This is a genomic window from Proteus sp. STS61-E, assembly GCF_040932335.1.
Taxonomy (GTDB): Bacteria; Pseudomonadota; Gammaproteobacteria; order Enterobacterales; family Enterobacteriaceae; genus Proteus; species Proteus mirabilis_B.
Window position 1 is genome coordinate 254,353 of sequence record NZ_JBFQGE010000004.1, and the last position, 17,213, is coordinate 271,565.

Below are 17,213 nucleotides of genomic sequence, written 5' to 3' on the forward strand. Positions count from 1 at the left end.
AAAATGAAACAGGTTGCCGTTTTATTAGCTGATGGATTTGAAGAAGGTGAAGCTGTTGTTTTTATTGATATCATGCGCCGTCTTGATATTCATGTTGATGTACTTTCTTGCATGGATACTTTGGTATTAAATACGTATTTTGAAACTAAAATCAGTGCTGATTTTCTATTAACTGAAAAACTGACTCACAGTTATGACGCAATAATGATGCCGGGAGGCCCTAAAGGTACAGATCGTTTATGCGCTAACGAGCAAGTTATTCAATTTATCAAACGCCATATTGCCGAAGATAAATATATTTGTGCGCTATGCTCTTCTGGAGCAAAAGTATTAGCGGCCCACCATCTTCTTGAAGGTCGTAATTACAGCACAGGCGATAAATTGGCAGATAAATATGACGATGGTCATTATCTTGATCAAGATGTTGTTGTTGATGGTAAATTTATCAGTGCAAAAGGATTAGGTGTGAGTTTTGAATTTGCCTTTACGGTGGCTCGCCATTTATTAAGCGACAATACAGAAAAAGTAGACTGGCAAGCGAATCATATTTATTTCAAACACTGGCCGTTAGGTTATCTAAAATAGCTAAATTAATTAGTATTAACGATATAAAGGGGATTAAGTCCCCTTTTTTATAACTATTAAAGCCATTCCCTATCACACTAAAAAGACTAATCTAGTCATTAATTATTCTCCGCTTCTTTCTCTCTATGTATACATAAAAAAAACTTTATATTAGTTCATCAAAAAAAGATTATTAACACTTATTTTGTTTAACTTAACGGTAAAAAATACTGTCATAAGTAGATTGATAATTTATTTTTAATTTTATAAATCAGAAATAAAAAATTAAATGAATAATTTTAATTTATGTTTATAAAAATAGTTATTTATTATAAAGAAATAGATAAAACAATAACAATTTGAGATCAATATTTTTTAATAATAGTACAAGCAAAAACTTTTTGTTCTGGTTATTCATACTTAATAAAACAAGTATTAATCACTATAAAATAATAAATTTAAAATATTACGCTTATTTTTATTTACTCACTCCACTTCTATTTATTCATCTCCATTTTTTGCTATTTAATACCTCAATATAATAACATTGATTTACTATAATTAACGTTATCAATAAGAGCATCTACTATGTATATATACTGATTAAAACAACTAAAATAATTCTATATAGAAACAAACCATTAAATATAAAAATAATATATAAAATAAACATCAAATTATGATGTTAATTTGAAATATTCATCCGTATATTCTTAATGTATTTTCTTTTTATTACATTTTAATTTTAGAGATATCTCTTAAAAACGTTAAGATAAATTGATTTATTTAATTTTGTTTAATATAAGGAGGTATGCCTTAAGGTAAATTTCTTGGTAGTGAAATTACTTAATATTCCCACTCTCAAGAGATCCTTTATTCGTTTAATACAAGGATTTTATTATGTCAGATAGTTTTCAAAATGAAGTTCCTAAAGCGCGGGTAAATATAAAACTCGACTTACATACAGGTGGAGCACAGAAAAAAGTTGAGTTGCCTTTAAAACTATTGGCTATCGGTGATTACAGCAACGGAAAGGATAAACGCGTTCTTTCAGAAAGAGAAAAAGTCAACATTAATAAAAATAACTTCAACAGCGTTCTTACTGAGTTTTCCCCTTCCGTCAACCTTACTGTAAAAAACACATTAGCTAATGATGGTAGTGAGGAAAGCATCAACCTGTCATTTAAAGAGATGACAGACTTTGAACCAGAACAAGTTGCTCGCCAAATACCCCAACTGCGCGCCATGCTAGCAATGCGTAATCTCTTACGTGATTTGAAATCTAACCTCCTTGATAACATCACTTTTCGCCGTGAACTCGAAAATATCCTTAAAGATCCTGCATTAAGTGATGAATTACGCGAAGAGTTATCTCAACTCGCACCGAAAAAAGACTAATTGGGTTTTATCATTACAGGATTATGCTTATGTCAGTTAATAGCGAAAGTATTTCAAAAAGTACAACAACTGTACTTGATGAGCCCGCCAATAGCGGTGTTTACGCCTCTCTCTTTGAGAAAATCAACCTCACACCCGTTTCTCAGGTGAGTGATATTAATATCTTCCAAGACAATAGTGCTCTGGCAGATACAACAGCAAATGAACGCGTTACTGTTGCTGTTCAAGTTTTTCTCGACCGATTAAAATCCTCTGGTCAAAAAGTTGAACGCTTAGATAGAAATCTACTCGATCATCACATCGCTGATTTAGACAGACAAATTAGTGAACAACTTGATGAAGTCATGCATCACGAGGAATTTCAAAAAATTGAATCAGCATGGCGCGGATTAAAATTCTTAGTTGATCGCACTGATTTTCGTCAAAATGTAAAAATTGAACTTCTGGATGTTGCCAAAAACGATTTACGACAAGATTTCGAAGATTGTCCAGAAACGATTCAAAGTGGTCTTTATCACCACACTTATATTGAAGAGTACGACACTCCTGGTGGTGAGCCTATTGCAGCAATCATCTCTAATTATGAGTTTGATCGTAGCCCTCAAGATATTGCTCTGTTACGCAATATTGCAAAAATATCAGCATCCGCTCATATGCCATTTGTTGGCTCAGTTGGCCCTGCATTTTTTGGTAAAGACTCTATGGAAGAAGTCGCTGCCATTAAAGACATCAGCAACTACTTTGACCGTGCTGAATATATCAAATGGAAATCTTTCCGCGATTCTGACGATGCCCGCTATATTGGTTTAACAATGCCTCGCGTTTTAGGTCGTCTTCCTTATGGCCCAGAAACTGTTCCTGTACGCAGTTTTAACTATATTGAAGAAGTAAAAGGCCCAGATCATGAGAAATACTTGTGGACAAATGCAACCTTTGCTTTTGCTGCCAATATGGTTAAAAGCTTTATTAATAATGGTTGGTGTGTACAAATCCGTGGTCCTCAGGCTGGCGGTGCGGTAAAAGATTTACCTATTCATCTTTATGATTTAGGAACAGGAAGTCAGGTCAAAATTCCATCCGAAGTCATGATCCCTGAAACACGAGAGTTCGAATTTGCCAACCTCGGTTTTATTCCTTTGTCTTACTATAAAAACCGTGATTACTCTTGTTTCTTCTCTGCAAATTCAGCACAAAAACCCGCTATTTATGATACCGCTGATGCAACAGCTAATAGCCGTATTAATGCGCGTTTACCTTATATCTTCCTGCTTTCACGAATTGCTCATTATTTGAAATTAATTCAGCGTGAAAATATCGGTACCACAAAAGATCGTCGCTTATTAGAGCTCGAATTAAATAATTGGGTTCGTGGTTTAGTTACTGAAATGACTGATCCAAGTGATGACTTACAAGCCTCTCACCCACTTCGCGACGCCAAAGTGGTTGTAGAAGATATTGAAGATAATCCAGGCTTTTTCAGAGTGAAACTGTATGCCGTTCCGCACTTCCAAGTGGAAGGAATGGATGTAGACCTCTCGTTAGTATCTCAAATGCCAAAAGCGAAAGCATAAGGTGAAGCACGGATGAAAATATACCGCCCCCTCTGGAATGATGGGGCCTTTTTGGCTCCTCAGCAATTTCAACAACAAGCAAGATGGGATAGCTATCTCATTAGCACCATCGCCAATATGACGATTGCATCAACATGGGGCGTGATTTGTGCTGAATTTGATGAAAGTGCTTTAACTATTTCACGCCTTAGCGCACAAAAACTCATCATTCGTTTTCCTGATGGCACCCTCATTGATACAACGCTGGCAGACAATTTACCGCCAGTCAATGAGCTTAGCCATTACTCGCAACATCAAACACTTGATATCGTTCTTGCCTTACCTTTATTGCAAGCCAATGGTGGCAATCTTATGCAAGAAGGACGCTCTGATAGACCGCAACAGTTCTATCAAGAGTGGATGAAAGTACAAGATTTGATTGGGCAAGAACAAACTGATATCGCTGTATTACGACACAGTATTACTTTGCGTTATGCCCATGAAGAAAATAGCGCATATATGACTTGTCCCGTTGCTCGATTAATTCGCAATGCACAAGGTGCATGGGAAATAGATAAGCATTTTATTCCCCCATTATTAAGTTGTAGTGCAAGCCCTGAATTAACCATATTGTTTTCAGAATTCATGCACCGCTTAGTCGCAAAGCGCCGTCGCCTAATGACTATGCGTCGCGAAAATAATGAGCAAATGGCAGATTTTGCGGTCGCTGATGTCTCGCTTTTTTGGCTACTAAATGCGATTAATAGCGCTGAACCAGTATTAAGCGAATTACTATCATCAATGGGGCGCCACCCTGAACTTCTTTATCGTGAATTAGTACGTTTAGCGGGTGCGCTACTAACATTTTCACTCGATCATGAAAATGGTGATATTCCTCTTTATCAACACTCATTCCCTGAACAGGTTTTTCCACCTTTATTTAGCTTACTTAATACCCTATTAGAAGCGAGTTTACCTTCACGTGTAATTAGTATTGCCCTTGATAAAGAAGGACCTTTCTGGCGTGGTGAATTGCATGATCCTCGTCTACGCGAAGACGCTGACTTCTATCTTTCAGTGCGTTCTGCGTTGCCAGCTCATTTATTGATCACTCAATTTCCATTGCTTTGTAAAGCAGGTAGTAATGACGATGTTGCCAGTGTCGTTAACGTGGCACTTAACGGTATTCCATTACAACCTTTAACGCACGTTCCTGCAGCTATCCCACTGCGTTTAGAAAATCACTATTTTGCCCTTGAGCTTAATAACCCAGCAGGTCAAGCCATGTTGGGATCAGGTCACTGTGCCTTTTATGTACCGGGAACATTAGGTGAAATTCAACTCGAACTTTTTGCGGTGCTTCGCTCATGATAACGAATACAAGAACAGCTAAAAATAACATGATTGATATGCTTTTTGCTGATACTTGGTTAATGGTATGTCAGCTACGCCAAGGTGCCGAAATTACTGATGGTAAAGCGTTCTATCGGCGCGTCTGTGAACATATTGATAAAACACGCCAACAGCTCGTAGAAAAAGGCTATTCCCAATCCGCCATTGAAAACATGCTTTATGCACAGTGCGCTTTAATTGATGAAAGCGTGATGAACCGAACTGAGCGCGATGATGGTTACTTACAGTGGATACAATCTCCATTACAAGCTAAGTATTTCAATACGTTAGAAGCTGGCGACAAACTGTGGGATAGGTTACGTGATCTATTAAATGAACCCGCACCCAACAATGATGTACTTATCTGTTTTCACCGTGTGATCACTCTGGGTTTTGTTGGTAAATATCGCCAAACCAATGCGCCCGAACGAGAACAAATTATTGAGTTACTCAATACTCAACTTCCCGCCTATGCACTATCAAGTGATTTACCTTTAGTGATGAAACCCAAGCATCGAATGAATCATCGCCATATTTATTGGCTAGGTTGGTTTGGGGGAATTGTGGTGATTGCAATGCTGTGGTGGGGCTTTTCTGTGTCATTAGAAAATTTACTTCAACAATGGGTAATTCAAGGAAAGTGATGCAAAAAAACAGGATAAAACAATGTATTACATTGTTTTCAGCAAGCTTATTATTGTGGTTGCTTTGGGGGTTTTGGTCTTTTGGTAAAGAAATCTCCTTTTTTCTGACGGCATTTATTTGTATCGTCACACTGACTTTATGTGTTTGGTTTTTCCGTCAACAAAAAAGTGCTCCTTACCTTAAAGATGCACTTATAAGCCAGCTTCCTCCTGATAACTATCAAGGTGCAGTTATTATTGTTTGTGGTCAATCACAAGCTCTTTTTCATGAAAATCAAACCTATCGAGAGACAGCTAAAGGTTGGTATATTTGTGCCTCTTCTCCTATCGATTTGATCAACATCACTCAACATATTGTTGATATTGCTCCCTTACAATTACGCCAATTGTCACTGTTATACGCCTTATTACCTGAACAACAATTACAACAAGAAGAAGTGACTCAAGAAACACTTAATTGGCGTCGCGCTATTCATGAAAGCAATAAAAAAGCAGGTAAAACATTACCTTTTTGGGTGACGCTTTATCTTAACTCCCCAGTTAATTACCTCAATTCACATTTTGATGACACTACACCGTGGATAACCTATTTAAGTGACCAACCAGAGTTACTGGTTATCTCTGACAATCTAGCAACACAACAGGTTTCAACATGGTTATCACAAAATACTGAACAAACCGAAAACCAGCTCACTATGGCACTTTGGCTTGATCAATTACTTTCTTGGTTAAAAAGTGAATTTATTCCTTTACTTACTGTTGCTCAATCTGGTGCTCCAAGCCTTATTCCTGTTGCTTGGGCAATGCAATTTACGACCGTACCTACTATTTCAGATAACAGCTGGGCTCAATTTATTCACTACAAAACTACGTTATCTCCGACTATTGCCCAAACATCAAATAACAGCGACGAATTACCATTACCGGACATTGTGATCAATAAACTCTCTCACGATGTCAACTTACTAAAAATAGAAACGACCTTTGGAATTGTTGGCGCAATTTGCGGGTTATTTCTTATTGGTGCTCTCTCTGGTAGCTACCATCATAACAAGCAATTAATTTACGATAACAGTAATGATATCAACCACTTTAAAAGTATTAGTGATGAGAATTTAGAACCTAAAAAAGTGGCTTATCAACAGTTACTTTCAGATGCAACATTTCTCTCTCATTGGCAACGAGAAGGTATTCCTGCTCGCTACTCTTTAGCGTTATATCAAGGCAATAACATCTTACCTTATTTGCACGCCTTGCTTAGTTCATGGGCTCCACCACTACCACCAGCCCCTATCATCGTGCAAGAAGTTCCTGAAATGGTGACGTTAGATAGCCTTGCCCTCTTCGCATCTGGTCAATACGAATTAAAAAATGAGGCCACCAAAGTACTTGTTGATGCGCTTATCAATATAAAAGCCAAACCAGGTTGGTTAATTGTCATTTCAGGGTACACCGACAACACCGGTAATCCTGATTTAAACCAAAAACTTTCTCTTAAACGAGCTGAAGCCGTGCGTGATTGGATGATCAAAACCAGTGATATCGCACCATCTTGCTTTGCAGTGCAAGGATATGGTCAGCATCAGCCTGTTGCAGACAACTCAACACTCGATGGTCGGGCTCGTAATCGTCGAGTTGAAATTCGCCTGATACCTCAAGCCGATGCTTGTCAGGTATTAGCTGATGACCTTACGCCACTGAAGGATGGTGGCAACTAAACCTTAGAAAGGAGATGTAATTATGGCTATTCCTGTATACCTCTGGTTAAAAGATGACGGTAATGCGGACATCAAAGGTTCTGTTAATGTTCAAGATCGTGAAGGTAGTATCGAAGTCGTCGCTCAAGATCACAACTTGTACATTCCAACAGATAACAATACTGGCAAATTAACCGGTACACGTATCCATACTCCATTTATCTTCGTAAAAGAAATTGATGCATCCAGCCCGTATTTATACAAAGCGGTTACAACTGGGCAGACATTGAAAAAAGCAGAGTTTAAGTGGTATCGCATCGATGATGCAGGCCAAGAAGTTGAATATTTCAACACTACGCTTGAAAACGTCAAGGTAGTCAAAGTGGCTCCTAAGATGCACAACATCAAAGATCCTACTAAAGAAAAACACAATCACCTTGAAGAAGTTGAATTGCGTTACGAAAAAATCACTTGGACTTACAAAGACGGAAATATCATTCATTCAGACTCATGGAATGAACGCGCTACTGCGTAAAACCGAAACAAACAGGCGGTTAACCGCCTGTTTTAACTACCAATTATTGTAAAACGCTATAACTCAAAATTTAACAAATAAATACTCTAAATAGTTCAAGGCATAGCAAGACCACTATTTAAAGCACAACGAATACGACCTTATGAGCCTCGGTCTACGGCTAAGGGCGGTAGCGTACCTAAATTCCCTCAATAGGGACTTCATTACTGGGAGAGAACATGGAAAATCAATCTGTCATGCTATTGCGTCGGTTAAATCCTTATTGTGCAAAAGCGCTAGAAGCGGCTGCCTCATTATGCCAAACCCGTGCCCACGCAGAAGTAACTATTGAACACTGGCTATTAAAAATTCTAGAACTTGGCGAAAGTGATATCACTGTATTAGCACGTCGCTACGAATGGGATTTATCTGCACTTTGGCAAAGCTTACTTGATGCTATTGATAAATTACCCCGCTCTGTACGTAGCCGACCTCAATTATCCAAACCCTTATTAAAATTAATTAAAAATGCATGGGTCATTGCTTCTCTTGACGAAGATATCGAACAAATCCGCAGTGTGCACTTATTGCATACGATGACTAAACAACCTGCATTAGTTCCACTTGATGCACTTTGGCCTTTAATGACATTAGGTGAGACACAACTACAACGATTAAGGCCTCTACTTGATGCTCAATCTGATGAAAGACCAGAAATTCAGCAGTTAGCTTCACACAATCATTTACCTGAAGCCCCTCTTACTCAAAATAATGAAACCAATACTCCATCCTCAACGACAGATAACGCCATTATTGGTCACACTCTTAGTGATGCATTACAAGCAGTATTAAATAAATTCACTCTTGATGTGACAGAAAAAGCACGGCTGGGTGAAATTGATCCTGTATTTGGTCGAGATGACGAAATTCGTCAAATGGTCGATATTCTCTCTCGTCGTCGTAAAAATAACCCTATTCTTGTTGGAGAACCTGGTGTAGGTAAAACCGCACTTGTTGAAGGATTAGCATTACGTATTGCTGAAAAAAATGTTCCTATCAGTTTACAAACTACCTCATTACGCACTCTGGATTTAGGTCTATTACAAGCGGGGGCGGGAGTAAAAGGTGAATTTGAACAGCGTTTAAAAAACGTTATCGATGCCGTTCAACAATCGCCCACACCAATTCTACTTTTTATCGATGAAGCGCATACAATTATTGGTGCAGGTAATCAAGCCGGTGGTGCCGATGCCGCTAACTTATTAAAATCCGCATTGGCTCGCGGTGAATTACGAACTATCGCGGCAACTACTTGGTCAGAATATAAACAATATTTTGAACGTGATGCTGCATTAGAACGTCGTTTTCAAATCGTTAAAGTTGACGAGCCTGATGATGAAAAAGCCTTTTTAATGTTACGAGGATTAAAATCTCGTTATGCCAAATATCATGGCGTACACATTACTGATGATGCAGTAAAAGCTGCAGTCACTTTATCTCGCCGTTATTTAACTGGTCGCCAACTTCCTGATAAAGCGGTGGATTTACTTGATACAGCAAGTGCGCGTATTCGAATGAGTTTAGATACCTTACCTGAAGAACTCACTCGCATTAAAGCCAAGCGCTATGCGCTTGAACTAGAACAAAAAGCGATACTTGATGACATCACTATTGGTAATTTAACCAATCAAACCAAGTTATCTGATTTATCTTCTCAAGATGCCCAATTAGCACTTCAACTTGAAGCCTTAGAACAGCGTTTTGAGCAAGAAAAAGAGATTATCTGTCAGCTAATTGAAAGCAGACAAGATCCCGAAAATACCGAAACATCGGCACAGTTACAGCAACAACTCTCACAATTACAACAAGAAGCACCACTTTTAAATCCTGATGTAGACGTTCGCACAGTGGCAACGGTTATTGCCGATTGGACAGGTGTTCCACTTTCAAGTCTTCTTAAAGATGAACAAATCGGCCTATTAGAGCTAGAAAGTAACTTATCAAAATATGTTGTTGGACAAGACAGTGCTTTACTCGCATTAGCACAACGTCTGCGTGCATCTAGAACAGGATTAGTATCTGAAAACGGACCTCAAGGCGTATTTTTATTAGTGGGTCCAAGTGGTGTAGGTAAAACAGAATCTGCCATTGCACTGGCAGAATATCTGTTTGGTGGTCAAAAATCCCTAATCACTATCAATATGTCCGAGTATCAAGAAGCTCATACTGTCAGCCAATTAAAAGGCTCACCTCCAGGTTATGTTGGATACGGTCAAGGCGGTGTATTAACTGAAGCAGTAAGAAAACGCCCTTATAGCATTGTGTTATTAGATGAAGTTGAAAAAGCACATCGCGATGTTCTAAATCTTTTCTATCAAGTATTTGATAGAGGCTTTATGCGTGATGGTGAAGGTCGTGAAATTGATTTTCGTAATACCGTTATTTTAATGACTGCAAATTTAGGCAGTGATTATTTAATGCAACAACTGGAAGAGTCACCATTAAGTACAGATAGCGATTTACAAGAAACACTTCGCCCTATTTTACGTGATCATTTTCAACCTGCACTACTGGCTCGTTTCCAAACATTAATTTATCGTCCCCTTGATGCAACGGCACTACGCATTATTGTTGAGATGAAATTACAAAATGTGATCAAGCGACTTTACACTCACTATCGATTAACAGGTATTGTCGAAGAAGCCCTCTACGACACCATTGTAGATGCCTGTTTATTACCAGATACAGGTGCGCGAAATATCGATAGCCTGCTTAATCAACAAATTCTCCCTATTCTTAGCCAGCAACTCCTTCTACGCCAAGCCAATGCTGAAAAATCACGATATGTTATTTTAGGTTTTAATGAAGAAGAAGGTATTACGTTGAGTTTTAGTGATGAGTTGCCAACAAAAAAACAGGTATTAGATAAACAACAGGAGATTGAAGAATGAGCATAATTGATCTCGTAAAAAATACACTGATTGGGCAAAATCGCTATCATCTTGATGTACAAGGATGTGATGTTTTATTTGATGTAGAACACTTCACAGGACGCGAAGCAATAAGTGATACCTACCATTATCAAATTACCTTTACTTGCCAAGCCCAGGATTTACAGCCACAACAACTCTTGCGTCGTAGTGCAACCTTATCTTTTACACCGCCAATTAACAGTATTACCGATTTGGCAACACAAGAGCCCATCACCAAACAAGTTCATGGTGTTATCACACAATTTCGGCGTTTATCTGGATCTGTGGATGAAGCGCGTTATCAACTTGTTATTGAGCCTGTCTTTGCATTATTACGTCATCAAATCCGCTCTCATCGATTTTTCCTCAATCAATCTGTGCCTGATGTTGTAAGCCAAATTTTACGTGAGCATAATTTTAAAGATTGGGAGTTTGAATTTACACTTAAAAATGAATATCCCAAGCGTGAGCAAATTAATCAATACAATGAGAGTGATCGCCAATTTATAGAACGACTATTAAGTGAAGTTGGTATTTTTTACTCATTCTATTTGCAAGACCAAACACAAACTGAAGTTATCCATTTTGCCGATCGCCAAAGTGCTTATATCTTTGATAAAACATTACCTCTCAATAGCCCTTCCGGTATGAACGATAACCACCAAGAAAGCGTATGGGGATTATCATTACACCATCAAGTGGTCGAACAAAATGTATTAACAAAAGACTATAACCATCGACAAGCGCAAGACACATTATTATCTGCGGTTGCTGATATGACACGTGGTGAAGGTGATGAAATCCACTATGGTGAAGTTTATCATTACCAAGCAAGACATCTTACTCGTGGCGATAAACTCACACCTGAAGCAGAAACTGCAAACTTTTGGGCAAGACTCGATCATGAACGTTTTCTCACTCGACAAACCCGCTTAAAAGGTGAAAGTAATGCCGACTTTTTATCACCGCTACAAGTGCTTTCTATCACTGATAACGCAATATCTTCATCATTACCGTCTGTGTTTCAATCACCTATTTTAATCACTCGCCTACACTTTAGTGGTGGTCGAGAGAAAGCACTACAAGTGCGGTTTAATGCCATTCCTTACAGTGAAACACTTTGTTGGCGTCCAGTTGTTAAACCTCGTCCACTGATTACAGGCACACTCACTGCACGTATTACGAGTGCAAAAGATAACGATATTTACGCTCACCAAAATGAAAATGGCTTTTATTGGGTAAAATTTGACGCCGACCGTGATGAAAAACCCATGGGCTATGAAAGTATGCCAGTACGCTTGGCAAAACCTTATGCGGGCGATACCTATGGGATGCATTTTCCGTTAATTCAAGGTACTGAAGTCGCTATCGCCTTTCATGAGGGCGACCCAGACCGGCCTTATATCGCCCATGCATTGCATGATTCGCGTCATCCCGATCATGTAACGGATAGAAACAACACTCGTAATGTGATTCGTACCCCTGCAAATAATAAATTGCGAATGGAAGATAAACGTGGACAGGAGCATATTAAACTCAGCACCGAATATGGTGGTAAATCTCAGTTAAATTTAGGTCATATTGTCGATGCCAATCGTGATAAACGTGGCGAAGGTTTTGAATTACGTACTGATAGTTGGGGAGCAATAAGAGCAGGCAAAGGATTATTTATTAGTGCAGATAATCAAGCCAAAGCAGGTGGTGAAGTGCTGGCAATGGAGGAGGCTCAGTCACAACTCACTGCTGCATTAATAGAAATGCAAACCTTAACCAAAAGTGCAGAACATGCTAGTGCTCTCGCTTCTAATATCCGGCAACAGCAAGAAAGCCTAGAGAAAAAATTAATCCAATTAAAAAAATCAGTGCTCTTAGCCACTGCCCCTGACGGAATAGCACTAACCAGTGGCGATAATTTACAACTGTCGGCTGAAGAAAACCTCACTCTAACAGCAAATCAACAAGTTGATATTGGTGCATTTAAAAAATTCACGTTAGCAGCTGGCGAAATGATGAGTTTCTTTTCCAGAATGGGAGCAAAAATTTTCACTAAAACTGGTGATATCGAAATTCAAGCACAAGATGGTCGGCTATCAACATGGTCTACACAAGATTCAATAATAAGTAGTGGTAAAAAAATGGTGTTATCAGCTCAAGAGGAATTACTCTTATCTTGTGGTGGTGGATATATACGAATTAAAGATGGAGATGTAGAAATTGGGGGGCCTGGAAAGTTATTAATTAAAAATAATGGTATTCAAAAATTAGGTCCACAAAGTGTAGAAAGTGCCATGAAATCTTTTTCACCAGAAGAATTCAGTGAATGGTTTGTTATTAAAAACCCACTTTCAGGAGAACCGATTGCTAATCAGCGTTATCAAATTACATTACCTAGCGGAGAAATTATAAAAGGTATTTCTGACTCTGAAGGTAAAACAACTCGTATAAATTCTAATGCAATAAACGATATTCTAATCAAATTACTACCTTATGGGGAAAATGAATAATGCGATGCAAATTATCCTATTTTCTTATTTTACTCTTATCTGTATCGACACTTTCTGGCTGTTTATCATTAAAAGAAAAAGCCGCAATTAAAGCGGAACAAGATAAAATTGAACAACAGCGCCAATTAGAGGAATTACGAAAAACATTTAAATCCCCGGTGGTTATTTACCGCATTGACGACCATCGCTTTTTTACCCTCGAAGAATTTAATGAAAAACGTGAAGGCTATACGTTTTATAACAACACACAAACTCAAGCTCACTTTAAAGTGTATAACGGTTCGGCATGTAACTTTCGTGGACGACTAATTTGGGCGGCTACACAGGATGACTATATTGCTTTTCCTGCTGTGGATAGTAATTGGGAAAGCTGTGCAGGACGTCGAGATGCCTGCCAAAGTTCGATTTTACGCTATTATAGAGGTGAGCTGGTTCCACTAATTACTCCGGTGGGTAATAAAACACTTAATCCCGTTAATGAAATGAGAAAATTTACCCTTGTGGTGACAGATACCCATTTTTATATTGGAAAAAGCTACAGTTCTTCTCCTCAGAAAGAATCATTAAGTAACTTATCTTGGGATAAGTACCCTTACCCAACACTCGAAGAAGTGGAAAATAATACATCGAAACCTCATACATTAGAAGTTCCCAATCCAGAAATAAAAACTCCATCAGGACAAACTCAATTTGACTGCAGTGATCCCTCTATTTCCCCAATGTCAAAGTTAGGTGACTATGGGCGAGATTATAGAATTAAAAAATAGAGTTTCTTTTTTATATTCTTATTATTCATTGAAAAAACAAAAGGTAAAAATGAGCCAAAAAAAACACCCTCCATTTGTTAAAAAACAAAAAGTACCTTAACTAACCCACACAAAAATAACGGTAAAATAAAAACAATATAATGATTAATAAGGATAAGCCATGTTCGTTAAATTATTAAAATTACCTTTTATTGTTATTATTAGCACCACCTTACTTTCTGGCTGTTTATCATTAAAAGAAAAAGCCGCGATTAAAGCGGAACAAGATAAAATTGAACAACAGCGCCAATTAGAGGAATTACGAAAAACATTTAAATCCCCGGTGGTTATTTACCGTATTGATGACCATCGCTTTTTTACCCTCGAAGAATTTAATGAAAAACGCGAAGGCTATACGTTTTATAACAACACACAAACTCAAGCTCATTTTAAAGTGTATAACAGTTCAGCATGTAATTTTCATGGACGTTTAATTTGGGCGGCTACACAGGATGACTATATTGCTTTTCCAGCGACTGCCAGCAATTGGTATGGCTGCGCAGGACGTCGAGATGCCTGCCAAAGTTCGATTTTACTCTATTTCAAAGGAAAGCTAGTTCCACTTGTTGCACCAATGGGTAGTAAAACACTTAATCCCGTTAATGAAGCAAGAAAATTTACCCTTGTAGTCACTGATACCCATTATTATATAGGCAGAAGTTATAGTAATTCTCCACAAGAAGACCCCTTAACCAATTTATATTGGAAAAAGGAGCCTTATCCCACCCTTGAAGAGGTGAAAGATCGAACATGGAAACCTCATACATTAGAAGCTCCCAATTCAGAAATAAGAACCCCATCAGGGCAAATCCAATTTGATTGCAGTGATCCCTCTATTTCCCCAATGTCAAAGCTAGGTGACTATGGCGTGGATTATCAGTTAGTAAAATAAATTTATTTTAATACTCACCCTTCTCTATTCTATTTAAAAGATAAACGTGATGAACCAAGATAATACAAAAACGACCCGGTGGTTAAAACCCAAAGAATGCCTTGATGGTACCCAAGAATGGAAATCAAGCACTCATGCTTCTGATATCGGTGGAGAAATTCATGTTAAACCTCATTTGCCCGGTATTATTATTTTTGTTCATGGGGTTAATTCAGAAGGAGAATGGTATGAAGATGCAGAAAATTATTTATGTGAAGGGCTCAATAAACGATTGAATCTCCCTGAAAAATTTAAACTAGTGCCTAATGCGTATTATGAAAATAAATTTATTGTTGATGAAAAAAACATTGAAAATAGTCGCTATAATATTGAACATAACTCTCATGAAATTGAGACATTAAATAACTCCCCTATTATTCGTTTTTATTGGGGATACCGCGCTAATGATAATGAAGTAGGGAAATATAATATTCCATTAAAAAATAAAAAAGGGGATAGTCACCTTCGATTAAAAAAAAATATTATAACAAAACCAGATGATGATAAAAATTCAGAAGAAGAGGATTTTATTAAAGCAAGTTATCAAGAATACTCCATCTTATCTGTACCCAAAACAGATCGTTATGACCCATACTTTCCACTAACTAGCGCTAAAGAAAAAAGTTTATTTATTTCTCAAAAATTATCTCAAAGATATGGTCCTTTCTATTGGAATGGTGGTCCTTTTCAAAATGGGACTAATCAATTATTCAGTTTATGGAGCGAATGCGGTTTCTCTGGAAGTGTAGCTGCTTTTATTGATTTGCAATGGTTTAATCCTGAATCAGATAGATTATTAACAGACAGTCCTCCACGCAATTACTATGCTCATGCCGTGGAAAGACTGTCGAAATTGATCGCGATGATCCGAGAGTATAATTCTCACGATACTATCAGTGTGATTTCCCATAGCCAAGGCACCATGATTGCCTTAGCCGCTGCTGCCATTGAAGCACCAGATGCACTTTTTGTGTTAAATTCTCCTTATGCTTTACATGATTACAAATTAAATGCTGTCTCTTATCCTCTTAGTGAACAAATTAATGCTGAACAACGAGAAGCTACCCTTCAGGCCATTATTAATAAGGTGGCTGAAAATAAAGATAAGCTTAAAAATCATCCCTGTGGGTATAAAGGCCTTGTTGTGGGGCTAAATGAGGAGGGAAAAAGTTGGTCACCTAAAGATAAAATTCGAAAAGTAAATGATAACAATGCGGCCTCACAAGACTGCTCAGTTAAATTAACTGAAAATAATTTTATTCAAGAAAGAGATAACCATGGAAGAACCTATATTTATTGTAATCCTCATGATCGTGTGATGGGAGCGGGTCCCCTTCGTAGTATTGGCTGGAATGGTATTCCCAATATATTTAATTGCGAAACAAAACAATATTCTTTCTCACCATTTTTTACGAGCCAAGAAGAATGTACATTATATGTCCGTATATTAGGTAGAAATATGCCTTGCGGAGGCCCTCCAAATTCACCGACAGATGCCAATAAAAGTACTATTTTTTGTGATCACAAAAGCCGATATTGTGATGGAACTTCTTTTTGGGAAAATAATACTGAGCCCAAGCATTATTTGGCATGGCCCAAACCCGATAAGAATACCAAAATTTATATTAATGGTCCCGAAGTGCCTAACCCCATCCAAAGCAATGAAATGCTAGAATTTGATGAAACTTATACAAATGGTATTACTGATTTTAAAACTGCAAGCGAAAATAAAGGATTATATGGCTATGGGTTTGGTCAAGTTGATCCTATTGAAAATAGACCTATTGATGCTGACTATTATTATTTAATTGATTTTTATGATTATGATCGGATCCAAGTATCTTTAACTGATGAAGAGAAAAAAGCACGTGGCGATGATCCTAATCTTCATGCAGGTGAAAAAAATGATACTCATCGGTTCGAAACACTGAAAGAGAGTCGTGACCGGTTTCGTACTTATATACAACGAGGCACTGACCATAGTTCATTACCTAAAGATGAAAAGTTTTTAACGCGTGTTGTCGCTTATGATTTACCGATTGGTTATTGCGAAACAGGTAAATCTACAGAAAAAATGAATAAATTAAGAAAGTTTGCTGATTGGCAGAGTGGTTTAGATGATTATATGGTAAGTGGAGAATTAACTCCTTTCGAGATGCCCGATATTATAAAAAACCCTTTAAATAAAAAATAATTTCCACTTAAATTAAAAACCTGAAATAAGCTAATAATTAATAAGGA

12 protein-coding genes are annotated in these 17,213 nt (G+C 37.7%); all 12 read left to right on the forward strand.

Annotated features, from left to right (window positions below; translation table 11 throughout):
* Positions 1 to 3 precede the first annotated feature (3 nt).
* Positions 4 to 585: a DJ-1/PfpI family protein gene (locus AB4J89_RS11520; RefSeq protein ID WP_088494865.1), complete on the forward strand. Its 582-nt coding sequence runs from the start codon at positions 4 to 6 to the stop codon at positions 583 to 585.
* A gap of 879 nt (positions 586 to 1,464) precedes the next feature.
* On the forward strand, positions 1,465 to 1,962 hold the full coding sequence (tssB, locus tag AB4J89_RS11525; RefSeq protein ID WP_088494861.1) for a type VI secretion system contractile sheath small subunit: 498 nt from the start codon (positions 1,465 to 1,467) through the stop codon (positions 1,960 to 1,962).
* A 23-nt stretch (positions 1,963 to 1,985) separates the two neighbouring features.
* Positions 1,986 to 3,533 (forward strand): type VI secretion system contractile sheath large subunit, encoded by a 1,548-nt coding sequence (gene tssC / locus AB4J89_RS11530; RefSeq protein WP_088494860.1) that lies wholly within the window; start codon positions 1,986 to 1,988, stop codon positions 3,531 to 3,533.
* A 12-nt stretch (positions 3,534 to 3,545) separates the two neighbouring features.
* Positions 3,546 to 4,883: a type VI secretion system baseplate subunit TssK gene (tssK, locus tag AB4J89_RS11535; RefSeq protein WP_368469290.1), complete on the forward strand. Its 1,338-nt coding sequence runs from the start codon at positions 3,546 to 3,548 to the stop codon at positions 4,881 to 4,883.
* A complete protein-coding gene (tssL, locus tag AB4J89_RS11540) occupies positions 4,880 to 5,548 on the forward strand; it encodes a type VI secretion system protein TssL, short form (protein WP_368469292.1) in 669 nt (222 codons plus the stop codon). Before tssK ends, tssL begins: the two co-directional genes overlap by 4 nt.
* Positions 5,548 to 7,266: an OmpA family protein gene (locus AB4J89_RS11545; RefSeq protein WP_227718974.1), complete on the forward strand. Its 1,719-nt coding sequence runs from the start codon at positions 5,548 to 5,550 to the stop codon at positions 7,264 to 7,266. Before tssL ends, AB4J89_RS11545 begins: the two co-directional genes overlap by 1 nt.
* A gap of 22 nt (positions 7,267 to 7,288) precedes the next feature.
* Positions 7,289 to 7,780, forward strand: coding sequence for an Hcp family type VI secretion system effector (locus tag AB4J89_RS11550; protein ID WP_023583757.1), 492 nt, complete (start codon positions 7,289 to 7,291; stop codon positions 7,778 to 7,780).
* A gap of 218 nt (positions 7,781 to 7,998) precedes the next feature.
* Positions 7,999 to 10,710 (forward strand): type VI secretion system ATPase TssH, encoded by a 2,712-nt coding sequence (gene tssH, locus AB4J89_RS11555; protein ID WP_368469295.1) that lies wholly within the window; start codon positions 7,999 to 8,001, stop codon positions 10,708 to 10,710.
* Positions 10,707 to 13,235, forward strand: a complete 2,529-nt coding sequence (locus AB4J89_RS11560; protein ID WP_368469297.1) for a type VI secretion system Vgr family protein — start codon at positions 10,707 to 10,709, stop codon at positions 13,233 to 13,235. Before tssH ends, AB4J89_RS11560 begins: the two co-directional genes overlap by 4 nt.
* Complete coding sequence (locus tag AB4J89_RS11565) at positions 13,235 to 14,002, forward strand: hypothetical protein (RefSeq protein WP_088494854.1); 768 nt, start codon at positions 13,235 to 13,237, stop codon at positions 14,000 to 14,002. The genes AB4J89_RS11560 and AB4J89_RS11565 overlap by 1 nt, the downstream gene beginning before the upstream one ends.
* Positions 14,003 to 14,162: 160 nt before the next feature.
* A complete protein-coding gene (locus AB4J89_RS11570; RefSeq protein WP_368469299.1) occupies positions 14,163 to 14,933 on the forward strand; it encodes a hypothetical protein in 771 nt (256 codons plus the stop codon).
* A gap of 49 nt (positions 14,934 to 14,982) precedes the next feature.
* On the forward strand, positions 14,983 to 17,166 hold the full coding sequence (locus AB4J89_RS11575) for a hypothetical protein (protein ID WP_368469301.1): 2,184 nt from the start codon (positions 14,983 to 14,985) through the stop codon (positions 17,164 to 17,166).
* Positions 17,167 to 17,213 lie beyond the last annotated feature (47 nt).